Genomic DNA, 22228 nt, shown 5'->3' on the forward strand with positions numbered 1-22228 from the left:
CGATCTGATTCGGACTGTCATGGCTCAAGCCGCCAACCGGGCGGGGATCATGCCCATCAGGATCAGCTTCAAGGGGGCGATGCAACAAATGGACGCTTTTGCGCACCGGGTCGCCATCGGCGATCAACAAGCCCGTCTTGTGGACGAACTGTTGCGCGCCATTGCGTACTATCGAATCGGCATCGACCTGGACGTGTAACCTTGAGCCGTAAAACGCCGGCCAAAGGCTTATCGACGCCTCAGCCAACCAAGGGCAGAGGCTAGATTATTCCTGGAGAAATATGAGGTTGCGGCTAACTAAGCGCCATTGCCCTATGGTCTTTGTGTATGGGTTTAATCAACAATCAGATCGGTTAAACAAAGCATCAAAATGAAAAACATCCTTATTGATCCGTCTTATCCGGTTTTTAATAATAATAAATTGTTTGATCTTCAGGATCCAATTTTGAACCATGATAATCATTTGTTGCAGTTACATGTTCTAAAGGAAAAATTAACGCGTCAAAATATCTCGATCAATACGGCTGATCTGTGGCAGGAAAGCTCCAAGACTTCTGGTATTCTGTATCGCTATATTTCTCTTGGAATGATGGAAAATATTAAGAGATTTGAAAAGCAGGAATCAATAGTGCTGGATTCATTTGTGATCATGGAACCACCCATTGTGGCACCCGCTCTGTATGACGCCTTGCCACTGTTGACAGATAAATTCAAATATGTTTATATGCACAATGTAGAAGGCAACGGTTACTCCCTGTCTGGTGTTGATCGGAAAAAACTTCGCAGGTTTTATTGGCCGATTCCCTACAACACGGTGCTGGATGCTGTCTGGAGTCATGAAAATCGTGAGCATCGTATTGTTGTTATCAACGGCAATCATCGACCCAGATTACGATTCCAGGAACTTTACAGTCTGCGTATTCAGGCGATGTGTGCGTTGGCTGAATTGCAGGCTGTAGATCTGTATGGCAGAGGATGGGAACGCTGGTGGTCGCGCGAGTCCATGTGGTTACCGTATTGGATGCATCGAAAAAAGCTGATGACGATTTACAAAGGGTCTTGTGTGTCAAAATTCGATATATTAAAAAAGTATCATTTTTGTTTATGTTTTGAAAATATGGCTATGACTGGTTACATTACTGAGAAAATATTCGATTGCCTGTATGCGGGAACGGTTCCATTATATCTTGGGGCGCATGATATTGAAAAATATATTCCGTCAGAGGTGTTTATTGATTGCAGACAATATGAAACTTGGCAAGATATGTGGAGAGATTTAAGAACAATATCTCTACAGAAAATCAGACAAATCAAAAAGGCAGGAAGAGATTTCTTGCATTCGGACATGTCAAAACCTTTTTATCGCTCCATGGAAAACATTATCTTTGCCAGGGAATAGGCCATGATCCAATGGCGCTTAGTTAGCCGCAACCTCATATTTCCTCAGGGATAATCTAGCCTCTGTCCTTGGTTGGCTGAGGCGTCGATAAGCCTTTGGTTGGCGTTTCACGACTCGAGGTTCCGCACGTCCATGTCGATTGCCGATTCGATGGTACGCAATGGTGCGCAATAGTTCGTCCACAAGATGGGCTTGTTGATCGCCGATGGCGACCCGGTGCGCAAAGGCGTCCATTTGTTTCTTTCCCTCCCAGAAAACCCACCGGCCCGATTTTGGCTCTTTTCAACTGGCCTTTGGGCGTTGGATTTCGCTGGATAGTAAGGCCAATTACAGCGCCGGGTTCAATCTGGGGCTTTTGATGCGGCATCTGCCGGGGTATGGCACACCGAAGGAGCGGGCGAGTGCTCGTTACCTTTTTGTCCTCCTGCTGACCGATGGAGATGTGCTGCTTTTGGGTGTCGGTCTGGCTGTCTGCGGTGAAATCTCTGCTCGTGATTTTCCTTTCCGAAACTGAATCAGATTACAAAAGGTATATAATCCGTTTCCATTGGTCATCACGCAGTCACATCGATCCATAGCATCACCTCCTGCGAGACAGGATGGGGATCAAATTATTGAATGTCGACATACTCTGGTGCTTTTTTTAAGGTGAAACGGGCCAATGCACGGTTTGACGCGGGGGATGCAGGTCTGATACACTTGGTTACAGGAGCGGTATGGGTTGATTCGGGGCATGGCCTGCCTCTTTCATGGACCGATGGTGGGAGAGATCGATGCGTGGTGTACGCAGAATGCGACTTCTGGTCGCTTTTGGTCTGCTCTCCTTCATGATCATGGTGGGCCTTGTCGGTTTGTGGCATCGGCAGGCCATGATCGCTCAACTGCTCGCCCAGGGTCAAACCGGTCTCACACTCCTCTCCCGCGTCGTGGTTTCCGACCTCGGACCGGACCTCTCCGCGCTCCTGGCCACCCCTTTGGAGCGTGAGGCCACTGTGGAGCCTCCGCCCGAATTCTCCAGACTCGACACGCGGCTCGCCCCCCATCTGCGCGCATACGCCATTTCCCATGTCACCGTTTTCAATCTTCGGGGTGAGGTGCTGTTTTCCACCGACTACCGGTACGCGGTCGGTCAGGATCACTCCGGCGACGAGGCGGTCAAGGCGGCTCTCGCCGGACGCATCACCACCGCGCTCGATGCCGGGGCGTCGGTCCTCGGTCTGGATGGGGGCACGACGGATCGTTTCCTGCTCAAGAGTCATCTGCCCCTGACCCGTGAGAGCGGATCGGCGGTCGAGGGGGTGTTCGAGTGGCATCAGGATGTGACCCCCTTCGTGGAGCGGATCCGGGTTTCGTTGTGGCAGGAGATGATCACGGTGGGTCTGTTCATGGCCCTGTTCGTGGGCCTGTTCAGCCTGGTGGTGCGGCGTCTGATGCGGCACATCCGTGCCCACGAACAGAACCGCTTGCAGTTCATGCAACAGATCCAGCAGGACAAATCCGAACTGGAACGACGTATTCAGGATCGCACCCGGGAGCTGACACGCACCAATCAGGCCCTCCAGATCGAAGTCCAGGTGCGGCGTCAGACCGAAGTCGAACTCTGTCTGGCCGCCAGCGTCTACCAGAATACCACCGAAGGGATCATGGTCATGGATCCCAAGGGGATCATCGAATCGGTCAATCCGGCATTTGTGGCCATCACCGGCTATTCGGAAGACGAGGCGATCCATCAGTCCATGAGTATGCTTTACTCCACCCAGCACGACGCCTCCTTCCATCGGCAGATCGAACAGCAACTCGCCGCCCACGGCTGCTGGCGGGGGGAGATGTGGAGTCAGCGCAAGAACGGGGCGATCTATCCGGAGTTCGCCAATATCAGCGCCATCCGGGACGGGGATGGGACGATCCGTCAATTCGTCAAGGTGTTCACCGATCTTTCCGGCATCCGCAGTTCGGAACAACAGCTTCATTTCCTGGTGCATCACGACTCCCTCACCGGACTGCCCAACCGCTTGCAGCTCAAAGACCGGATGCGGCAATCCTTCTCCTACGCGGTTCGGTTCAATCAGATCGTCGGGGTATTGTTTCTGGGCATCGACCGTTTCACGTTGATCAACGAGGCGGTGGGACGCAATATCGGGGATCGCATTTTGCGGGATGTGGCCTTGCGGTTGACCCAGTGTCTGCGGGATGAGGACTCTTTGGCCCGGGTGGGAGGTGACGAGTTTGTGGTGATCGCCACCGGTCTGCTGCAAGGAGGCAATGCCGGACGTATCGCCCGCAAACTCCTCGCCACCCTGAGCGAACCTTTTTTGGTGGAGCAGGAGCGTTATTATCTGTCCGCCAGCATCGGCATCACCCTGTTCCCCCTGGACGAAGGGGACGAGGACAGCCATCTCAAAAAAGCCGAGTCCGCCATGCGCCGCGCCAAGGAGCAGGGGGGCAACGCCATCCAGTTTTTCACCAAGGAGATCGACGCGGTTTCATCCAAGCGTATGGCCATCGAGAATGGTTTGCGGCTGGCCCTGGAGCGCAAAGAACTTTTTTTGCACTATCAGCCCCAAATCGATGTGGTCACCGGTCGTCTCATGGGGGTGGAGGCCCTGGTGCGCTGGAAGAGTCCCGAACTGGGATTGGTTTCGCCGGTCAATTTCATTCCCATCGCCGAAGAGAGCGATCTGATCGCCGCCATCGGGGAATGGGTGTTGCGGACCGCCTGTGAACAGAACATGCGCTGGCAGGAAGAGGGGTTCGCCCCCATTCGCATGGCGGTCAATCTGTCGGCGCGCCAGTTCCAGAATCCGGATTTGCCGGCGAGAATCACCCGGATCCTGAAAGATACCGGGATGGATTCCCACTATCTGGAGCTGGAATTGACCGAAGGTATGTTCATGCGGGATATCGACGAAACCGTCTCTACCTTGCATACCCTCAAGTCCATGAATCTGCAATTGTCCATCGACGATTTCGGCACCGGTTACTCTTCTTTGAGTTATCTGAAGCGTTTTCCCATTCACACCCTCAAGATCGACCGGGCGTTTGTGCGGGACATCATCGCCGATCCCGATGACGCCGCCATTACCAAGACCATTGTTTCCATGGCCAAAAACCTGAATTTGCAGGTGGTGGCCGAAGGGGTGGCCGCCCCGGATCAGTTGGAGTTTCTCCGTTCCTTGGGCTGCGATCTGGTGCAGGGATTTTTGTTCAGCCAGCCGGTTGCGCCGGAGGAGATCGCCTTGTATTTGGAAGAAGATCGCATGTATGGCCAAAAACCCTCTTTTGCGCCCAGATTGCATTCCGGCGGCGCATCGGTGATTATTTTTCCGGAGGCAGTCAAACAACAAGAAGGGATTGATTGATGATCAATATGAGCTTTTTCCGGGATTTGCCGATTGGCCGCAAGCTGGGGATCGCGTTCGGGATCACCGGGCTGTTTTTTTTGAGTGTGGTCTGGCAATTTCACGACGCCCTGTTCGACTCCCTGGACTCTTATGAATTTCTGCAAAGCGAATACGGGGATCGCAAGGACCATTTTCTGAACATTCATCGGTATCTCCTGGAAGCCCGGCGGGGCGAGAAGGATTTTCTGGCCCGCAAGGAGGTCAAGTATGTGGAGCGGGTGACCCACTATGTGGGCCTGGCCCAAAAGGAGGCCGAACAACTGAGCCGGTTGAAAGAGCCGGTGGGGGGCATGACCGGTGTGCAGATGGCCGAAAAGGTCCGGGGGCTGATCGGGCAGTATCATACGGCATTCCTGGAAATCGTCGAAGCCTGGAAAATCCAGGGGTTGGATCCCGGATCCGGCTTGCAGGGACGGTTCCGCAAGTCTGCCCACGATATGGAAAAGATCCTCAACGATTTCGATCTGGATCAACTGGTGGTGGAACTCGGGGAGATGCGGCGCAATGAAAAGGATTTTGTGGTGCGGGGCAAGGCCAAATACGTCACCCAGTTTCAGACCCAGGCGGGTCATTTCAAGGGCTTTCTGGTCGTTTCCCAGGTGAACAAGGAACTCAAGGAGAAACTCGTTGGGGCGTTGAGCGATTATCGCGCTGCGTTCGAGGCGTTTGTGCCGGTGCGTCACAAGGATGTGTTGACCCAACTGGAAGATCCGCTCTATCTGCGCATGAGCGAAAAGGCCCATGTGGTGGAAGAGTTGCTGGAGAGCCACTATGTGCCCGGTATCTGGAAGAATTTATTGATGATGCGGCGTCATGAGAAGGATTATCTCATGCGTTTGCAGGATAAATATGTCAAGCAGTTGCGTGATGTGGCGGCGGTGATCGTCGGGAATGTCAATGAATCCGCGATTCCCAAAGATGTCAAGGAGCGAATTCTGGCCAATGTCACCGATTACGAGGAGAGTTTTGTCGCCCTGGTGGATCAGAATGGACGCATCAACGGGGTGAGCGACAAGATGCGTGATGCGGTTCACCGCATGGAGCCGATCATCGACGAAAACGTGACCGCCGCCGTGGAACAGATGAAACGTCTGGAGGTCCAGACCCGGGGAGAATCCCGTACCCGCGCCACGGTGGCGTTGGTGGTGGCGGTGGTGGCGGGAGTGCTGGCGACGTTGTTTTCGATTGTGATCACCCGGTTGATCACCGGTCCGTTGGGGACGCTCAACCTGTTTGCCCGTCAGGTGGCCACCGGGGATCTGAATGCCGGGGTGGATTTCAAGCGCAAAGATGAGATCGGTCAACTGGGGAGGACCATGAACCAGATGGTCGCCTCCTTGCGGGATCTGGTTCTCAGCATGTCGGGCAATGCCCAGGCTCTGGAGAAGTCCGCCCTGGAGTTGGCGGAGGTCTCCAGTCAGTTGAGTGGCAGTTCCGCCAACATGACCGAAAAGGCCGGCACCACCGCCTCGGCGGTGGAGGAGTTGAGCGCCACCATGATGCAGGTGTCCTCCTCGGCCCAGGAGGCGAGCGCCAATCTCAACAGCATCGCCTCCGGCACGACTCAGGCCAGCAGCAACATTCAATCGGTTTTCGAGTCCTCCCAGGAGACCGCCGCGGTGTTGAGTCAGGTGGCGGAAGCCTCGGAGCAGGTGAGCCACGAGTTGACTGCCATCTCCGCAGGCGCGGTGCGGGCCAATCATTCGGTCACTTCGGCGGCGTCGTCGATTCAGGATGTGACCGCTTCGTTTCTGGCGGTGCGGGAGCGTTGCGCCTTTGCCGACACCCATTCCCAGCAGGCCGCCGACCGGATCCAGAGTTCCGAGGGGGTGATGGTGCAACTGGCCCAGTCGGCCCAGGAGATCGGTTCCGTGGTGGATGTGATCAACAACATCGCCGAGCAGACCAACATGCTGGCCTTGAATGCCTCCATCGAGGCGGCGGGGGCCGGAGACGCGGGTAAGGGCTTCGCGGTGGTGGCCAACGAGGTGAAAGAGTTGGCCCGGCAGACCGGTTTCGCCACCCAGATGATTCAGGATCAGGCCGGGGCGATCCAGGGGCAGTCCGGGGAGGTTTCCGACGCGATCCGGGAGATTATCCGTTTGATCGAAGGAATTACGGCGGCCAACAGCGAAATCGCCCAGGCGGTCAACACTCAGTCGGCGGCGGCGGAGGCGGTTTCGTTGGCCATGGAGATTTCCGCCGGAGAGACCAGCGAAGTGACGGATCGTCTTGGTGGCGCGGTGGAACGGCTTTCCGGGAGTTCCGGACAGGTGATGCAGGTGTTCAATCGTTTGCTGGATGTGAGCAATCAGATGGGGCAGGCCAGTCAGGGGATCGAGGATGTCTCCCGAAGCGTGCACAACGCCTCGGAAGGGGCCGAGGAGATCACCCGCAGCGTCACCGAGGCGGCCACGGCCACGGGAGAAATCGCCCGGGCCATGGCGGCGGTCAACGATGAAGCGGGTCAGATGCAGATCATCAGCGGCGTGCTCGATCAACGGGCCGGTCAATTGACCGGCATGGCCAGGGAGTTGAAAGGATTGGTGGCCCGGTTCAAGGTGTGAACCGTTTGGCTTTCCTCTTCCTCCCGGACCACCGGAAAGCGGACCAGCAGTGGAAAGATCAACCTCCCGCACAGGTTGGCGCGGGCAGCGAGGCCCGGAAACGGGTGGTGGAGCGATGGCCATGTCCGGATGACCCCGTTGTCATCCGGGCAACCGGCCTGGAAGCGTTTGGACATGGTTTCCTTGTTTTTTGTGTGCGGTTCGATGGTTCTGATGTCACCCATCCGCCCTGTTGTTCAGGGGGGAATCTTGTTCCTGCATCTTTTCCAAGGTCATGACAACCATCTGATTGAAGGAACGGCGTTCCGTTTCGGCCTTGTTTCCGATCCACTCCGCCAGGGATTCGGGAAAGCGCAGGGATTTTTGTACCATTCGGATGTGTTTGTCGGTTTTCATGATTGGGTCGTCTCCCATGGTTTGAAGTCAATTCTGGTGAGCATGATCCATCACGGCGTGGAAGAAAATCAGTTGCATGACTTCAGCATGCCGGAAGAAAATGGTGGAGTGGTGGTGTGGTTGAATGGTTTGGGGGTAGAATGAGGATGGTTTGGGTTGGTTTTGCTTCGGGAAGGATGGTGGTGGAGGTGGGAGGTGATGCCGGAGGAGTGGGTGGTGCTGGTGCATGGATTGTGGCTGGATGGCTCGGAGTTTCTCTGGCTGGATCGGCAGTTGCGCCGGGATGGTTATCGGGTGTTGACCTTTCAATATCCCACGGCGCGGCGTGACCTGGAAGACAATGCCGAACGGTTGTGGGAGTTTCTGGAACTGCGTTTCGGACCTGGCATGAAACGGGTGACGGCGGGTGCGGTTCATCTGGTGTGTCACAGTCTGGGGGGGCTGGTGGCCCTGCGCATGCTGGAACGCCATCCGGAGGCTCCCATGGGTCGCATGGTGGCTTTGGGGTCCCCGTTCCGGGGGTCGCATTCCGCCCGACGCATGGCCCGCTGGCCGGGTGGGGCCTGGCTGCTGGGTCGCAGTCTTGAGGGCGCTTTGGATGGTCAACGGGAGTGGCGCGTGCCTCCGGGACGGCAGATCGGCGTTTTGGCGGGCACGCTTCCTTTGGGTCTGGGGCATCTGGTCTTGGGGCTGGAGTCTCCCAACGATGGGGTGGTGGCGGTGGCGGAGACCCATCTGCCCGGAGCGGTGCATGCCACGGTGCCCATGATGCATGTGGGGCTGGTTTCCTCCCCCCGGGTGGCGAGTTGGGTGCGACATTTCTTGAAAACAGGAGAGACGGAATGGTGAATCGGGATTGCAACCCTGGGAGACAACCATGAAACCAGGGGCCACGGGGTTGACCCGGGTGATCAATGCCGCCGGATACTCCATGTTGGGCCTGCGGGCCGCATGGCAACACGAGGCGGCTTTCCGCCAGGAACTGGGACTGCTGGTGATTCTGTTTCCCCTGGGGCTGTGGTTGGGTCGCAGCGGGGTGGAGCGGGGATTGCTGATCGGTTCGTTGCTGCTGGTGCTGATTGTCGAGTTGATCAATTCGGCGGTGGAGGCGGTGGTGGACCGGACCGGTTCGGAATGGCATCCCCTGTCGGGTCGCGCCAAGGATATCGGATCGGCTGCGGTGCTGGTGGCGATGATCCTGGTGGCTCTGGTGTGGGGATTGATTCTGTGGGAGCGGCTGGCGTGAGCGACGCGGGGAGGCCATAAGGAAGCGCGCATGTCGGAGCGAACCGTTCAGCGCATACTGGTGGTCCTGTTGGTGGTGGTGCTGGGATTGTTGTTCATGCGGCTCGGCAAGAGCATGTTCATGCCTTTGCCATCCACTTCCGGACCGGAAATCCCCCGGGAGATCACCTGGCGAGTGGGGGTGAGCAGTGCCCTGGGTCCGGTCTCCCGCATGGCGGTGGAGCGGCTGGCGGAACGGGTCGCCGCCATGAGTCATGGCCAGTTTCGGCTCACCCTCCACGCCTCGGCGGAACTGGGGGGGGATGACCGCATGCTGGAATTGGCCAGTCGGGGGGAGTTGCCCTTGCTGGTGGTTCCCCACGCCGCCCTGGGGGGGCGGATCGAGGCCATGCGGGTGTTTGATCTGCCTTTTTTGTTTCCGTCCCGTGAATTTGTCAATCGGGCCCTGGACGGGGAACCGGGACGGATTCTTCTCGACAAGGCGCGGGATTTGGGACTGGAGGGGCTGTCCCTGCTGGATGGGGGATGTCGCCATCTGCTGGCGGATCGCCCGTTGCTGGACCCGGAGGCGTTCGTTGACCTCCAGGTGTTGGATCAGAGCGACAATCGGGTGCGTCAGGAGTTGTTCAACCATCTCAAGGCGGTGCCGGTGGTGGGCGTCTCCGGTGTCCGTACCGGTCCGGAGCCGGGAATACAGGTGCTGGAAGATACCTTGTGGGGTTTGGCCGGCGCGGCCCGTCCCGCGGTTTTGAACCATCTGACCTTGAGCGGTCATGGTCATTCGGTGGATTTGTTGGCGGTCAGTCGCGACGCCCTCGACATGTTGACCTTCGGCCAGCAGCGGATTTTGCTGGACGCGGCCCGGGAAAGCACTTGGTGGGGCCGCGGCGAGCTGCGGGTCCAGGAGGGCAAGATGCTCCAGGAGTTGCGGGACGAGGGGGTGACCGTGCATGAACTCTCTCCGGAAGGCCGGGAGCGGTTTCGCGCCAGCTTCGCTTATGCCCCCCGCAAGTTTGAAGAACGCATCGGACCCGATGTGATTGCCCGCATGGCGGAATGGCTGTTGTTGCGGGGGCAGGAGTCGGATGGGGAACGGCGGGAGATTTTCGTGGGACTGGATGCCCAGTTGTCCGGGGAGAGCGCCGGAGTTGGGTTGGAGTTGTCCCGTGGGGTATTGCTGGCCATTGAGGAGATCAATGCCCGTGGGGGCGTTTTGAACCGGAAAATGCGTCTGGTGGCCCGGGACAACCATGGATTGGCCACCCGGGGGGTGGACAATCTGAAATTTTTCGCGGGGCTGGATGATCTGGTGGCGGTGGTGGGGGGACAAAAAAGCTCCGTGGTGGCCGCGGAGGTGGAAGAGGTTCACGGGTTGGATCTGCCCTTGTTGTTGCCCTGGTCGGCAGCCCGTCACCTGACGGAAAACGGTTTTGCCTCCAATCAGGTGTTCCGGATGAGTCTCAACGACCGTTGGACCGCCCCTTTTCTGGCGGATGTGGCCCTGGGCCGGGGTTCCCGCATCGCCTTGGTGCTGGAGAATTCCAGGTGGGGACATGAATTTGAAAAGATCATTGGGCGTCATCTGATCACACGGGGGATTCAGCCGGTGGCGGTCCACTGGGTGGACAATGGCCTGGGGAATTTCGCCACCATTCTGTCGGCCATCGCCACCGCCGGGGTGGAGGTGGTGATCCTGGTGGATACTTCGGATGAGAGTGTCGGATTTTTGCTGGAACTCTCCCGTCGTCTGCCAGCCTTGCCGGTGGTCTCCCATTGGGCCATGCTGGGTGCCCGTTTGACCCCGGCTCAGCAGCAGGTGATCGGCAATCTGGATTTGGTGTTTCCCCAGACCTTTTTTCCTGGGGTTTCCGGCAACAAGGCTGGCGAGCATCTGTTGAAGGCCAGTCGGCGTCTTTTGTCTTTGAACGAATGGGATCCCCCGGTGCAGATGGGCAGCGGATTTGTCCAGGCCTATGATCTGGTTCAAATGCTCGCCAGCGCCATCCGCGTCGCCGGTTCCACGGATCGTCGGGGCGTGCGGGATGCCTTGGAGAAACTGCCGCGCCACGACGGGATGATCCGTCGGCATGAGCCGCCTTTTGATGTCCAGCGTCACGATGCCTTGGGCATCGGCGACTACCGTTTGGGACGGCTGACCCCGGATGGTCGGATCGTGCCCGCGGATCAGGAGAAATGAGCATGGAACCGCTGGCGGGACATGGGGGACAACTGCGACGGCGTTATATTCTGCAATTTTCCTCATTCGTGGGGGCGGCGCTGGTGCTGGTGCTGGGACTGCTTCAGGCGGACATGATCCATTCGTTGCGCCAGCAGTCGGTACTCGGGTTGCGGGCCCATGGCCAGGATCTGTTCGAGCGGGTGGAAACCCGGATCGGCTTTTTGCGGCAAAACCTCGAACAGTTTGCCCGCAATCCCCTGATGATCAACGCCATGATGGAAGGAACCGCCAGTGATCCCCATCTGCCGCAACTGGCGCGGAATTTTTCCAGCGGTCGTCACATCGCGGCGTTCAATCTGGTCAATTTTGATGGCACCCCCTTGTTTGTGGATCATCATGCTCATGCCCCGGAACTCCACGACTCCGAAGCGGTGCGCAATGCCTTGTCCCTGAGCCGTCCGGCCCCGATGATCGATCCCACCGGGCGCTATCTGATTCTGAGTCACGCTTTGGTGCTGCATGATGTGATTCAGGGGGCCATGATCGTGCATGTGGATTTTCCCGGTCTGCTGGCGGAAATCGTCTCCGGGGACAAATCGATTCAACACGCCATTTTGTTGGGGGAGCAGGTCTTGTTCCAGAGCCGGGTTCCGGTTTCCAAGGATGTGATCGAACTCACCATGCCACCGCCTCCCGGATCCGCGATTTTGACCCGTTTGGGGGTGCGGCAGCGGTTGACCGTGGACAAGGCGGCGATTCGCGCCCCGATCTACGAAAGCATTGCCAACGCCACCTTGTTGGGTCTGGCGATTGTGATCGCCTCCATGCTGCTGGCTTTTCGACTCGGCGCCAAGGCTGCGGAACCGATTTTGATGTTGTGCGAGCGGGTGCGCCGCGCCACCGAAGATGGCACCTCCGCCATCACCCCGGTGGGCACCGGGGATGAGCTGGAAGAGTTGGCCGCCTTGTTCGAGGAGCGTACCCGCGCCCTGTGGGTGATACGCAAGGAGTTGGAAAACCGGGTGATGGAACGGACCCGCATTCTGGCCCAACTCAATGTGGAACTGGAACACGAAGTGGTGGAGCGCACCCGGGTCGAAACGGAAACCCGGCGTCATCTGGAACTGCTGGATCAGGCGCAACGGATTGCCCATTTGGGCAGTTGGGAATGGGATCTGGTGGAAGGAACCGTGCAGTGGTCCGCGGAGTTGTTCCGTATTCTGGGATTGAGACCCCATGCCTTGTTGCCGAGCCACAAGCGATTCTTGTCATCGGTGCACATGGAGGACCGTCGGCTGGTCAACGAGGCCCTGGAGCAGGCGCTGCGTACCCATGCCCTGGAATTTGAACTCGAATTCCGTGTCGTTGGCTCGGATGGCCACATCCGGTTCACCCAGTGCAATGCCCGCATCAGCCGTGATCTTCAGGGGGAGCCCATTCGGGTGACCGGCACCCTGCTCGACATCACCCCCCGCAAGATTCTGGAAGGGGAACTTCGCGCCGCCAAGGAACAGGCGGAAGAGGCCAGCCGCATCAAGGGGGAGTTTTTGGCCAACATGAGCCATGAAATCCGCACCCCCATGAATGCCATTATCGGATTCAGCCATTTGTGTCTGCGGACCGCGTTGACCAACCGGCAGCGGGATTATCTGCAAAAGCTTTATGTCAGCGCCAATGGGATGTTGCGCATGATCAATGATATTCTGGATTTTTCCCGTATTGAGGCCGGCAATCTGGAAATCGAGCGGATCGAGTTTGACCTTCACGAGGTGCTGGCCAGCCTGGAGTCTTTGATGGGGGTCAAGGCCCAGGAAAAATCCTTGCAATTCCGTGTGGAACAGGCGGAATCGACGCGTTTGCCCCTGATGGGGGATCCGTTGCGTTTGCGGCAGGTGCTGCTCAACCTGACCAACAATGCCATCAAGTTTACCGATCATGGGGAGGTGGTGGTTTCGGTCAAGCCGGTGGAGGTGAGTGGCCTGGAGATTGTATTGTCGTTCATGGTTTGTGACACGGGCATCGGCATGACCCCGGAACAATTGGAAGGGGTGTTCCAGAAATTTCATCAAGGTGATGGCAGTTCCACCCGCAAATATGGTGGAACCGGTCTGGGACTTGCATTATCCAAGAGTCTGGTATCGATGATGGGGGGCACCATCGATGTGGAAAGTTCTCCAGGGAGTGGAAGCCGGTTTATGTTCACGGTGCGATGTGGCCGGTCGAATGTCGTCGAAAGTTCTGAATCTGATACCGGTTCACAAGAACGCTTGTCCCTTTATGCCGCCTCTTTGCCGGTGGAGGAGGGGGAGGTGAAATCCTTCCTGCCCACCCTGCCGGGAATCAACACCCGGGTGGGGTTGCGGGGCATGGGGGGGGATGTGACCTTGTATCGTCGGGTTATGAACAAGTTTGTCGTCAATCAGACGGATGCGTGTCGGGTGATGAGTGGTTTGCTGGAGGCCAAGGAGTGGAGCGAGCTGGAACGGGTCGCCCATACCCTCAAAGGTGGTGCGGCCACCATCGGAGCCGTGGATCTGAGTCTGGCCGCCATGAAGATCGAGCATGGGGTCAAGGAGCGGATCGGTCGCAAAGCCTTGCGTCCCTTGATCCTGGAAGCAGCCCGGTTGCTGGAATCGGTATTGTTGACCATCGGTACCGCCTTCCCGGAGCCGCGGGGCAGCGAACCCCCTTCCGGAGTCGCGACACCGATGAATCCGGAGGGTCTGTTGCCTTTGTTTGTCCAGGCCGGGCGGTTGCTGCGTCACTTTGATGTGCGTGCCGAAGAGGTGATTCGCGCCATGGAGCCTTGGGCCACGGACAAGGAGAGTCAAGAGGGGTGGCAGATGATGATCAAATATCTAGAAGTGTATGAATATGATAAATGTAACGATATCTTGATGCAGTGGTCTGCGCGTATGGGTGTGGTTTTGGAGTCGTGACATGGAGAGCCAATCCCTTGGAATCAATCCGGATCTGATCGGCGATGCCCGCAAGCGCATCGTGTTGCTGGTGGATGATCAACCGGAGAACATCGACATCATCCGCAGCGCCCTGGATGACCATTTCCAGATTCTGGTGGCCACCCATGGGGTCAAGGCGTTGCAGGTGGTGCGACGGGTGGTGCCGGACATCATTTTGTTGGACATCATGATGCCGGTGATGGATGGCTACGAAACCTGCAAGCGGCTCAAGGAGGATCCCCTGAGCGCGGCGATTCCGGTGATTTTTCTTACCGCCAAGACCGAGTTTGAAGACGAGGCCATGGGGCTGGCCCTGGGGGCCATCGACTATATTCGCAAGCCGTCCAGCCCCCAGATCATTCTGGCCCGGGTCAAGAATATCGAGCATCTGCTGTTGGCCCGTCGCGCCCTGGAGCAGAAAAATCTCGCCCTGGACACCGCCCGTTGCAACGCGGAACAGGCTTTGGAAAAACTGGCGGAAAACGAACGGGAACTGCATGCCGCCATGCTGGCTGCGGAACGGGCCAACATGGCCAAAAGCGAGTTTCTGGCGGTGATGAGCCATGAAATTCGTACCCCCTTGAACGGCATTTTGGGCATGGCCGAGCTGTTGATGGATCTGGAACTGGCGGAGGAGTATCGGCTTTATGTCGAGACGATTCGTCGTTCCGGTGAAAATCTGCTGGTGATCATCAATGACATCCTGGATTTTTCCAAGATCGAGGCGGGCCGGCTGGAGTTGGAGGAGATTCCGTTTGGTCTGTGGGGACTGCTGGACGAGTTGAATGTGTTGTTCGGGCAGGTGGCGGCCAACAAGGAGATCGGTTTTGGCGTGGAGTATGGAGGATTGTTGCCCCGGGATTTGATCGGGGATCCGGTGCGGGTGCGGCAGATTTTGACCAATTTGCTTTCCAATGCCCTCAAGTTCACCGAGGCCGGCAGTGTGTTGCTGGCGGTGGAGCCGCTGCGGGTGTCGGCGGAACAGGCCATGATCTGTTTTATTGTCCGTGACACGGGCATCGGCATCAGTTCGGAGAATTTTTCCCGTTTGTTCGACGCCTTTTCCCAGGTGGACAGCTCCACGACCCGCAAGTTCGGCGGTACCGGACTGGGGTTGAGCATCACCAATCGGCTGGTGCGCATGATGGATGGCAAGATCAGTGTGGACAGCACCCCGGGCGTGGGCAGCACCTTCCGGGTGGAAATTCCCTTCAAGATGGCCCGTATCGCCCTGCCCAGCGAAGACGGGGTACACATTCCCGTGCCCCGTTCCGTGGAAATCCCCCTCAACCGCTCCTTGTTGCTGGTGGAAGACGATCCCATCAATCTGGCGGTGATCAAGGGCATGTTGAAACCGTTCCAGATTCGCATCGAAGTGGCCGCCAATGGTCGCATCGCCCTGGATCGACTTTCCCGGCAGCCCTTCGATTTGGTGTTGATGGACTGCCTGATGCCCGAAATGGATGGTTATACCGCCTGTCGGGAGTTCCGCAAGCAGGAGTTCGTCTCCGGTACCACACGGCGTACCCCGGTCATCGCCCTGACCGCCAATGCCATGCAGGGGGATCGGGAAAAGTGTCTGGCCGCCGGCATGGATGATTATTTGAGCAAACCATTCAAGCGCGGTGCGCTGCTGGCGGTGTTGGCCCGATGGTTGTCCCGTGGTCCGGCGGCGTTGTCTTTTGCCGAGTTTTCCCGGGAGGGAGAACCCCGGCGGGAACCAATCGATCGGGCTAAGATCCAAGAGTTGCAGGAGGATCTCGGAGATGAGTTCCATAATGTGCTGCGGACTTTTCAGATGGGGCTCGCCGACCGTGCGATGCGCATTCAGGCTGCGTTGGCGGCCCGGGATCCCAATGGCTTGCGTCTGGAAGTACACTCCTTGAAAAGTCTGTGCGCCCAGTTCGGTCTGAGTCGCATGCGTCCGGTGGTGGTGGAGTTGGAAACCATGGCCCGGGCCGGCCTGCTGGAAGGGGTTCCCGCCCTGGCCGAACAGCTCTTCGAGGAGATCCGGATGGCGGACAAGGCCTTGCAGGCCTATTGCAGGTAAGTGGAGTGGAATCGATGAACGTACATGACGAGTCCAGGGAACTGGGCCGACACTATCGACCAGGAGAGATCATTTTTCGTCAAGGCGACTCTTCCGACAAATTTTACATGGTGCGCAAGGGTCGGGTTTTGCTCACCCGTGAAACCTCCGCCGGCAAAAGCATGCGGGTGGAAATCGGTGACGGCGAAATTTTCGGGATCGCTTCGGCCTTCACGGTCAATCATGAGCGCTTTGCCACGGCCACGGTGCTGGAAGACTCCTATATTCTCGGGATCGATGAAAAAATGTTTATCTCCCGCATGCATCAGGATCCCTCCATCGCCTTTCGCCTGATTCGTCACCTCTCCCAGCGACTGTTCGATCTGGAACATGGTTCCAGTTCCCACTCCACTGGCAAAGGCAACAAGAAACTGGCCCGGTTGGCCAAAAACGACAAAATCGGCAAGACGGAGTCCGCCTCGGTTGCCAATCCCTGCCGCAAGTTGCCCAATGTCCATGATTTCAGTGTCTGTTATCATTTTTTGATCGTGGAAGACGAATTGGAGTATTTTTCGGTGATTCAGGGGTGGCTGGCCAACTCGGTGGAAAATCGGGACGATCCCTTGCGCATTCCCACCTACAAACTGACCCACGCCACCACCTTTGCCGAAGCCGAGTCCCTGTTGCGCCAGGACAAATTCGACCTGATTCTGTTGGACTTGAACCTTTCCGACAGCCAGGGCTATGAAGAGACCTTTATGCGCATGCAGACTCAGGCGTTCGACACCCCGATCATCGTGTTCACCGGCATGGATGACGATCAGCAGGCCATTCAGGCGGTGGAGGATGGGGCTCAGGACTATCTGGTCAAAGGACAGGTCAATCGCCGTACCCTGGTGCGGGCCATTCAACACGCCCTGTCCCGCCACAAAACCCAAAAGGCGGCCCTGGACGAACTGGGAACCCCACAGGAAGAGAATGGTCACAAATATGCCGTCATGCTGCGGGATTGGTTGAATCGGTGTATCGTGCCCCATCATGAGTATTCAAAAGTATAAACCGGTTTCTCCTTTGACTCCCTTTTTTCGTCAGGAAGGGCAGGGCGCGGTTTTGGCTCTGCTGCTGTTGATCGCCTGCGTGATTTTTCTGGCTGCGTTGTCGGTGGGGGGCATGCCGGGAGGCATGCCGGGGGTGTTGGATCTGCTGCGGGGGCAGGGGGATGGGCTGCTGGGCCGGGTGATTCTGGAATTGCGACTGCCCCGGGCGTTGGGTTCCATGGGGGTCGGGGGTCTGTTGGCTCTTTCCGGGGTGTTGATGCAGGTGCTGTTGCGCAATCCTTTGGCGGATCCGTATGTGCTGGGACTTTCCGGAGGGGCGGCTTTCGGGGCGATTTTGGCTTTGATGGCCGGGGGTTCCGGACTGTGGGTGGATGGGGGAGCCTGGCTGGGGGCCATGGCCACCATGCTGGTGGTGTTCTGGCTTGCCGGTGGACCCGGCGGGTGGGAACGGGGATCCCGACTGTTGTTGACCGGGGTGGTGGTGGCTTCCGGCTGGGGGGCCGGGGTGAGTTTTTTGCTGTATTGGATGCCGGATGAACGGTTGCGGGGGGCTTTGTTCTGGATCATGGGGGATCTGGCCCGGGGCGGGGATCCGCTTCCCTCGCTGGTGGTGTTGGTGTTGGTGCTGGGGTGTGTCTGGCCTTTTTCCCGGGCCTTGAATCTGTTGGTCACCGGTCCGGCCCGGGCCGCCTCTCTGGGCGTGGCGGTCACTCCGGTGCGTTTGGCATTGTACCTGCTCTCCTCTTTGGCGGCGGCTTCGGCTGTGGCCACCGCCGGCAGTATCGGTTTTGTTGGTTTGGTGATTCCCCATCTGTTGCGCATGGTCGGTTGTGTGGACCATCGGATTTTGTTGCCCGCCTCCGCCCTGCTCGGGGGCGCCTTGCTGACTCTCGCCGATCTTTTGGCCCGTACCCTCATCGCCCCTCAACAGATGCCGGTAGGTATCCTCACCGCTTTGCTGGGCGCTCCCCTCTTTTTGTGGCTGTTGCGTCGGAGCCTCCGGTGACGGCACCACTGCTGGCGTTGCAGGAGGTGGATCTGGGGGTGGGGGAGCGGCGTTTCTGTCGCAAACTGGATTGGTCGGTGCGTCCCAGAGAGCGTTGGGCGGTGTTGGGCCCCAATGGCGCGGGCAAATCCACTTTGTTGCACGCCCTGGCCGGATTGCAGCCGGTGGATGGGGGGGAGATTTTCCTGGAAGGGCGTCCCCTGCGCGCTCTGAGCCGTCGGGCCGTGGCCCGGAGGGTGGGAATTTTGTTTCAGGAACAGGAGTATCCCTTTCCCGCCACGGTGCTGGAGTGTGTGTTGGCGGGTCGCACCCCCCATGTCCCTTTCTGGGCGCGGGATACGATGGACGATCATCAACTGGCTTTGGACGCCTTGCGGGAAACCGGATTGGAAGCTCTGGCCCACCGTCAGGTGGAAACCCTGTCCGGCGGGGAGCGCAGACGCATGGAAGCCGCCACGTTGCTGGTGCAATCCCCGCGACTGCTGCTGCTGGATGAACCCACCAATCATCTCGACTTGGGGCATCAGATCGGTCTGCTGGAGTTGCTGGTCCGCAAGACCGCAGCGTCGAACGGTGCCATGATTCTAGTGCTGCACGATATCAATCTGGCGGCGCGGTTTTGTGATCGTTTTTTGTTTCTGTTCGGTTCCGGGGAGAGTCTGATGGGGGATCGGGAGCAGATGTTGCAACCGGCGCTGCTCTCCCGCCTGTTCCGACATCCCATGCGGGCGGTGGCGTGGGGGGAGAGGGGGTTCTGGATGCCGGAGTGAGTGGTCCATGGTCTGGGGTGATGTTTCAAAAGTGCAACTGGTTTGTTGCATTGATGAAACATGGCGGCAGGCGGCAGGAAGAAGCAGCCCTTGCTGGGTTCCAGGATTGAATTTGGCGGTATTATTGCATCCTTGATTCGGAATAACCTTGAACCTGGATGGATGGAAGAATATGCGTCTTTTTCAATCGTTGAGCCATACGGTTTGGGTGGGCTTGGTGATCCTCGGTGGTCTCTTGATCGCGGTATCGTTTTTGTTATTTCAGGAAACGGGCCGGATTCATCAGCAGGCCATGAATGATCACGGTTTCCTGAGCCTGTTGAACACCGTGCTGGAAGTGCGTAGATTTGAAAAAAGCTATTTGATCTATCATGAAAAAAGTGCATTTGAAAACACTTTAAGTTATCTTGATCAGACGGATCGGCAATTGCGGGAATATCGTGGTGCCATCCTTTCCAGACCGGATGGGGAGAAAATTTTTCAACGGATGTTGAATGTTTCGGTGGAGTATCGGGATCATTTTCTGCGTTATCCTTTATTGCTGGAACAAGATCCCAAGGCCATTCAGACCCTTGAAATCACGTTGCATCAGTTGGGCAAGCAGTTGATCGGATTGGCTGAGCAGCTTGCCGCGGATACCGAGGATAATATTTCGGTGATTCTGGGTGATACCCGCATCTTCATCATTTTGGCGAATGTGTTCTTTCTCGGTTTGTTGATTCTCTATGGGATTGTTTTGTTGCGTCGGGCTGTGTTGCCGTTGCGGGAGTTGCAGGAAGGATTGTCATCGATTCTGGAAGGGGATCGGGATCAATTGGATCCTCCCTGTCAGGATCGGGAGATCGTGTCGTTGAGCCGGATGATCAATTTGGCTTTGAAGACCATTGGACAGAATCGGGAGGAACGTTCCAGGCAGGCGCAATTCGTCTATTCGGATGCGGTGTTGTCCCGGTTGGTCAAAACTCTTGAGAAACCCATGGCCAATATTTCCACCACCTGCCAGATTCTGATGGAAGAACAGCCGGAAAATGGCTCCCAGGACATGCTGGTGAGGATTCATCAGCAGGCGGAGCAGGGAAGCCGTCTGTTGACTGCGATTCAGGAATACGCCCACGCGCAAGATAAACCCAATAGCCCGATTCCATTGGCTCCGTTGTTGGATCGGGTGTTGAACGTCTTGAAAGAGACTCGGCCATCCGTGGGGATGGTGGGCTTGGAGGTGTCCACGGATCTGGTGGTGATCGGCAATCCGGCCACGCTTGCACAGGGGTTGAGTGATTGGATGCTTCATGTTTTGGGATCGTCTCCCGTTGGCATGGCATGCGACCTGAAAGCCCGACGGCTTTCGGAAGTGGAGATGCGCGCCACCTTGGAACGCTCCGTATTGCGTCCTCTGGTTTGGTTGTCCCCCGAATGCCATGAAGTGGTGGAGATTTCTTTGCCGTGGATCGGGGAAATCCCTTCGACTCCGGAACAGCCGTTACAGGATGTCTCCTGGCTTTGTCTTCCTGGAGAAGATGGCAATCCGGGAATCTGTCTGTTGCCGGGCATCATCCGCCGTCATGGTGGCGCCATGTTGGTGGAGTCGAGGGAGGACGCCCGTGTGCGTTTTTGTCTTTGGTTGCCTGCAAGCCATGAAAGGATGGGGGCAACGGATCCCTTGCTCCGGGAGCGTTGACTCCGATGTCTGAACCCGTTCGCGTTCTTCTGGTGGATCGCGACAAGGCGGCCTTGCATATTCTGGAGCATATCCTGCGCAAAGCAGGATGTCGGGTCATGACCGTCCCAGGTGGGGTATCCGCATTGCAATATCTGGAACGACACGTGGCGGATCCGGAACCCGTTGAGGTGATTCTCGCCGACTTGGGGTTGGACCCTATGGATGAGAGTCATTTTCTGCGCCATTGTCAGCGTTTGCTACCCTCCAGCGCCTTGATTTTCGTATCCGACACGATTTCGGTCTCTTCGGTGGTCGATGTCATTCGACAAGGTGCCTTTCATTATCTGATCAAGCCCATTCGGCCCCAGGATTTGCGGCAGACTGTCGCCAGTGCCGCCGAGAACAGTCGTCGTCAATCGGCACAACAGGGAAATCCCGCCAGCGGAGTGATTGCCGGATGGCATCATCCGTTGATCACGCAGGATCCGGTCATGTTGCGTCTGCTGGCTCAGGTCTCCAGGATCGCGGGATTGGATCTGCCGGTTCTGATCACCGGGGAAACCGGAACCGGCAAGGAGATTCTGGCCCGACTGGTCCATGACCTGAGTACTCGGGCCAAAAAGCCTTTTGTAGCCGTCAATTGCGGGGCATTTCAGGAGGAGTTGCTGGCCAACGAGTTGTTTGGTCATGCACGGGAAGCCTTCACCGGCGCGGTGCGGGATCGCAAGGGTGTGGTGGACGCTGCCGCCGGAGGGAGTTTGTTTCTCGATGAGATTACCGAAATGTCATTGTCCATGCAGGTCAAGTTGTTGCGTGTCATCCAAGAAAAAGAGTTGCTGCGATTGGGCATGAGCAGGCCGGTTCCCATCGATGTGCGTTTCATGGCCGCATCCAATCGGGATATTCGTCAGGAGGTGGAAGCGGGTCGTTTTCGACGTGATCTGTATTATCGATTGAATGTGGTGGATTTTCATCTTCCTCCCCTGTCGGAGCGTCAGGGGGATATTCCCTTGCTGGTGCAGCATTTTATCGAAAAACACGCCAAGGCTCTGAACAAAAGAATCACTGGTATCAGCCCCCAGGCCATGGCGCTGCTGTGTGATCACCGGTTTCCGGGCAATGTGCGGGAACTGGAGAATGTCATTTTGCGTGCCGTGGCCTTTGCCACCACGGCTGAGGTGGGGGTTTCTGAACTACCTGAATCATGGAGTGTCGCTGAGTCGTTGCATCTGTTCAAGCGTTCGGATGATCAGAAATATCTTTCATTGGAGGAGATGGTCCAGCGCTATATCGTCTGGATTTGTCAGGAGACCCAGGGCAACCAGGGATTGGCGGCCAGAATACTGGGGCTGGATCGGGTCTCCCTTTGGAGACGATTGAAGAAAATCCGCGCCCATTCCAACAGTGTGGAACCTGCCGACCGGCCATCAGACGACCATTCTTGAAAATTGGCTTGCAATGGCTGTCGCCTCTGATTTCAACCCGGATTTTCCAGTGAGAGATTGCTGAATCCCCGATTTTTGTTTCCCGACCCATTGAGCGGATTTCTGTGGGTTTG

General features: G+C 57.3%; 18 protein-coding genes. 17 read left to right on the forward strand and 1 reads right to left on the reverse strand.

Going from position 1 to position 22228, the window contains the following annotated elements; all coding sequences use genetic code 11:
* Window positions 1-49 precede the first annotated feature (49 nt).
* The 5 genes from HQL98_00865 to HQL98_00885 all read left to right on the forward strand — a co-directional run bounded on the left by HQL98_00865 (window position 50) and on the right by HQL98_00885 (window position 7367).
* Entirely contained in the window at window positions 50-199 is a 150-nt protein-coding gene (locus HQL98_00865; protein MBF0270612.1) for a hypothetical protein, read from the forward strand.
* A 171-nt stretch (window positions 200-370) separates the two neighbouring features.
* Window positions 371-1399, forward strand: coding sequence for a hypothetical protein (locus tag HQL98_00870; GenBank protein MBF0270613.1), 1029 nt, complete (start codon window positions 371-373; stop codon window positions 1397-1399).
* 205 nt (window positions 1400-1604) lie between these two features.
* A complete protein-coding gene (locus HQL98_00875) occupies window positions 1605-1913 on the forward strand; it encodes a hypothetical protein (protein MBF0270614.1) in 309 nt (102 codons plus the stop codon).
* Window positions 1914-2190: 277 nt separating this feature from the next.
* On the forward strand, window positions 2191-4758 hold the full coding sequence (locus HQL98_00880) for an EAL domain-containing protein (protein MBF0270615.1): 2568 nt from the start codon (window positions 2191-2193) through the stop codon (window positions 4756-4758).
* Window positions 4758-7367 (forward strand): methyl-accepting chemotaxis protein, encoded by a 2610-nt coding sequence (locus HQL98_00885; GenBank protein MBF0270616.1) that lies wholly within the window; start codon window positions 4758-4760, stop codon window positions 7365-7367. The genes HQL98_00880 and HQL98_00885 overlap by 1 nt, the downstream gene beginning before the upstream one ends.
* Here the strand turns inward: HQL98_00885 and HQL98_00890 are convergent.
* Entirely contained in the window at window positions 7310-7543 is a 234-nt protein-coding gene (locus tag HQL98_00890) for a hypothetical protein (protein ID MBF0270617.1), read from the reverse strand. The two genes, HQL98_00885 and HQL98_00890, sit on opposite strands and share 58 nt — an antisense overlap.
* On the opposite strand from HQL98_00890, the gene HQL98_00895 reads away from it, so the two are divergent.
* Genes HQL98_00895 through HQL98_00950 form a run of 12 tightly spaced genes read left to right on the forward strand, consistent with a single transcriptional unit; the run spans window position 7542 to window position 22115 of the window.
* Complete coding sequence (locus tag HQL98_00895; protein ID MBF0270618.1) at window positions 7542-7907, forward strand: hypothetical protein; 366 nt, start codon at window positions 7542-7544, stop codon at window positions 7905-7907. The two genes, HQL98_00890 and HQL98_00895, sit on opposite strands and share 2 nt — an antisense overlap.
* Window positions 7908-7961: 54 nt before the next feature.
* A complete protein-coding gene (locus HQL98_00900; protein ID MBF0270619.1) occupies window positions 7962-8612 on the forward strand; it encodes an alpha/beta fold hydrolase in 651 nt (216 codons plus the stop codon).
* A gap of 28 nt (window positions 8613-8640) precedes the next feature.
* Window positions 8641-9009 carry a diacylglycerol kinase gene (locus tag HQL98_00905; GenBank protein MBF0270620.1) on the forward strand — a complete coding sequence of 123 codons (369 nt, stop codon included), beginning with the start codon at window positions 8641-8643 and terminating at the stop codon, window positions 9007-9009.
* A 30-nt stretch (window positions 9010-9039) separates the two neighbouring features.
* Window positions 9040-11205 (forward strand): TRAP transporter substrate-binding protein DctP, encoded by a 2166-nt coding sequence (gene dctP / locus HQL98_00910; protein ID MBF0270621.1) that lies wholly within the window; start codon window positions 9040-9042, stop codon window positions 11203-11205.
* On the forward strand, window positions 11202-14126 hold the full coding sequence (locus HQL98_00915) for a PAS domain-containing protein (protein ID MBF0270622.1): 2925 nt from the start codon (window positions 11202-11204) through the stop codon (window positions 14124-14126). Before dctP ends, HQL98_00915 begins: the two co-directional genes overlap by 4 nt.
* A gap of 1 nt (window position 14127) precedes the next feature.
* Complete coding sequence (locus HQL98_00920) at window positions 14128-16197, forward strand: response regulator (protein MBF0270623.1); 2070 nt, start codon at window positions 14128-14130, stop codon at window positions 16195-16197.
* A 14-nt stretch (window positions 16198-16211) separates the two neighbouring features.
* Window positions 16212-17234: a cyclic nucleotide-binding domain-containing protein gene (locus HQL98_00925; protein MBF0270624.1), complete on the forward strand. Its 1023-nt coding sequence runs from the start codon at window positions 16212-16214 to the stop codon at window positions 17232-17234.
* Window positions 17215-18240: an iron ABC transporter permease gene (locus HQL98_00930; GenBank protein MBF0270625.1), complete on the forward strand. Its 1026-nt coding sequence runs from the start codon at window positions 17215-17217 to the stop codon at window positions 18238-18240. Before HQL98_00925 ends, HQL98_00930 begins: the two co-directional genes overlap by 20 nt.
* Entirely contained in the window at window positions 18213-19010 is a 798-nt protein-coding gene (locus HQL98_00935; protein ID MBF0270626.1) for an ABC transporter ATP-binding protein, read from the forward strand. Before HQL98_00930 ends, HQL98_00935 begins: the two co-directional genes overlap by 28 nt.
* A 60-nt stretch (window positions 19011-19070) precedes the next feature.
* Window positions 19071-19310 (forward strand): hypothetical protein, encoded by a 240-nt coding sequence (locus HQL98_00940; protein ID MBF0270627.1) that lies wholly within the window; start codon window positions 19071-19073, stop codon window positions 19308-19310.
* Complete coding sequence (locus tag HQL98_00945; protein MBF0270628.1) at window positions 19303-20688, forward strand: hypothetical protein; 1386 nt, start codon at window positions 19303-19305, stop codon at window positions 20686-20688. Before HQL98_00940 ends, HQL98_00945 begins: the two co-directional genes overlap by 8 nt.
* A 5-nt stretch (window positions 20689-20693) precedes the next feature.
* A complete protein-coding gene (locus HQL98_00950; GenBank protein MBF0270629.1) occupies window positions 20694-22115 on the forward strand; it encodes a sigma-54-dependent Fis family transcriptional regulator in 1422 nt (473 codons plus the stop codon).
* Window positions 22116-22228 lie beyond the last annotated feature (113 nt).

This window comes from Magnetococcales bacterium (assembly GCA_015231755.1).
Classification (GTDB): Bacteria; Pseudomonadota; Magnetococcia; order Magnetococcales; family Magnetaquicoccaceae; genus Magnetaquiglobus.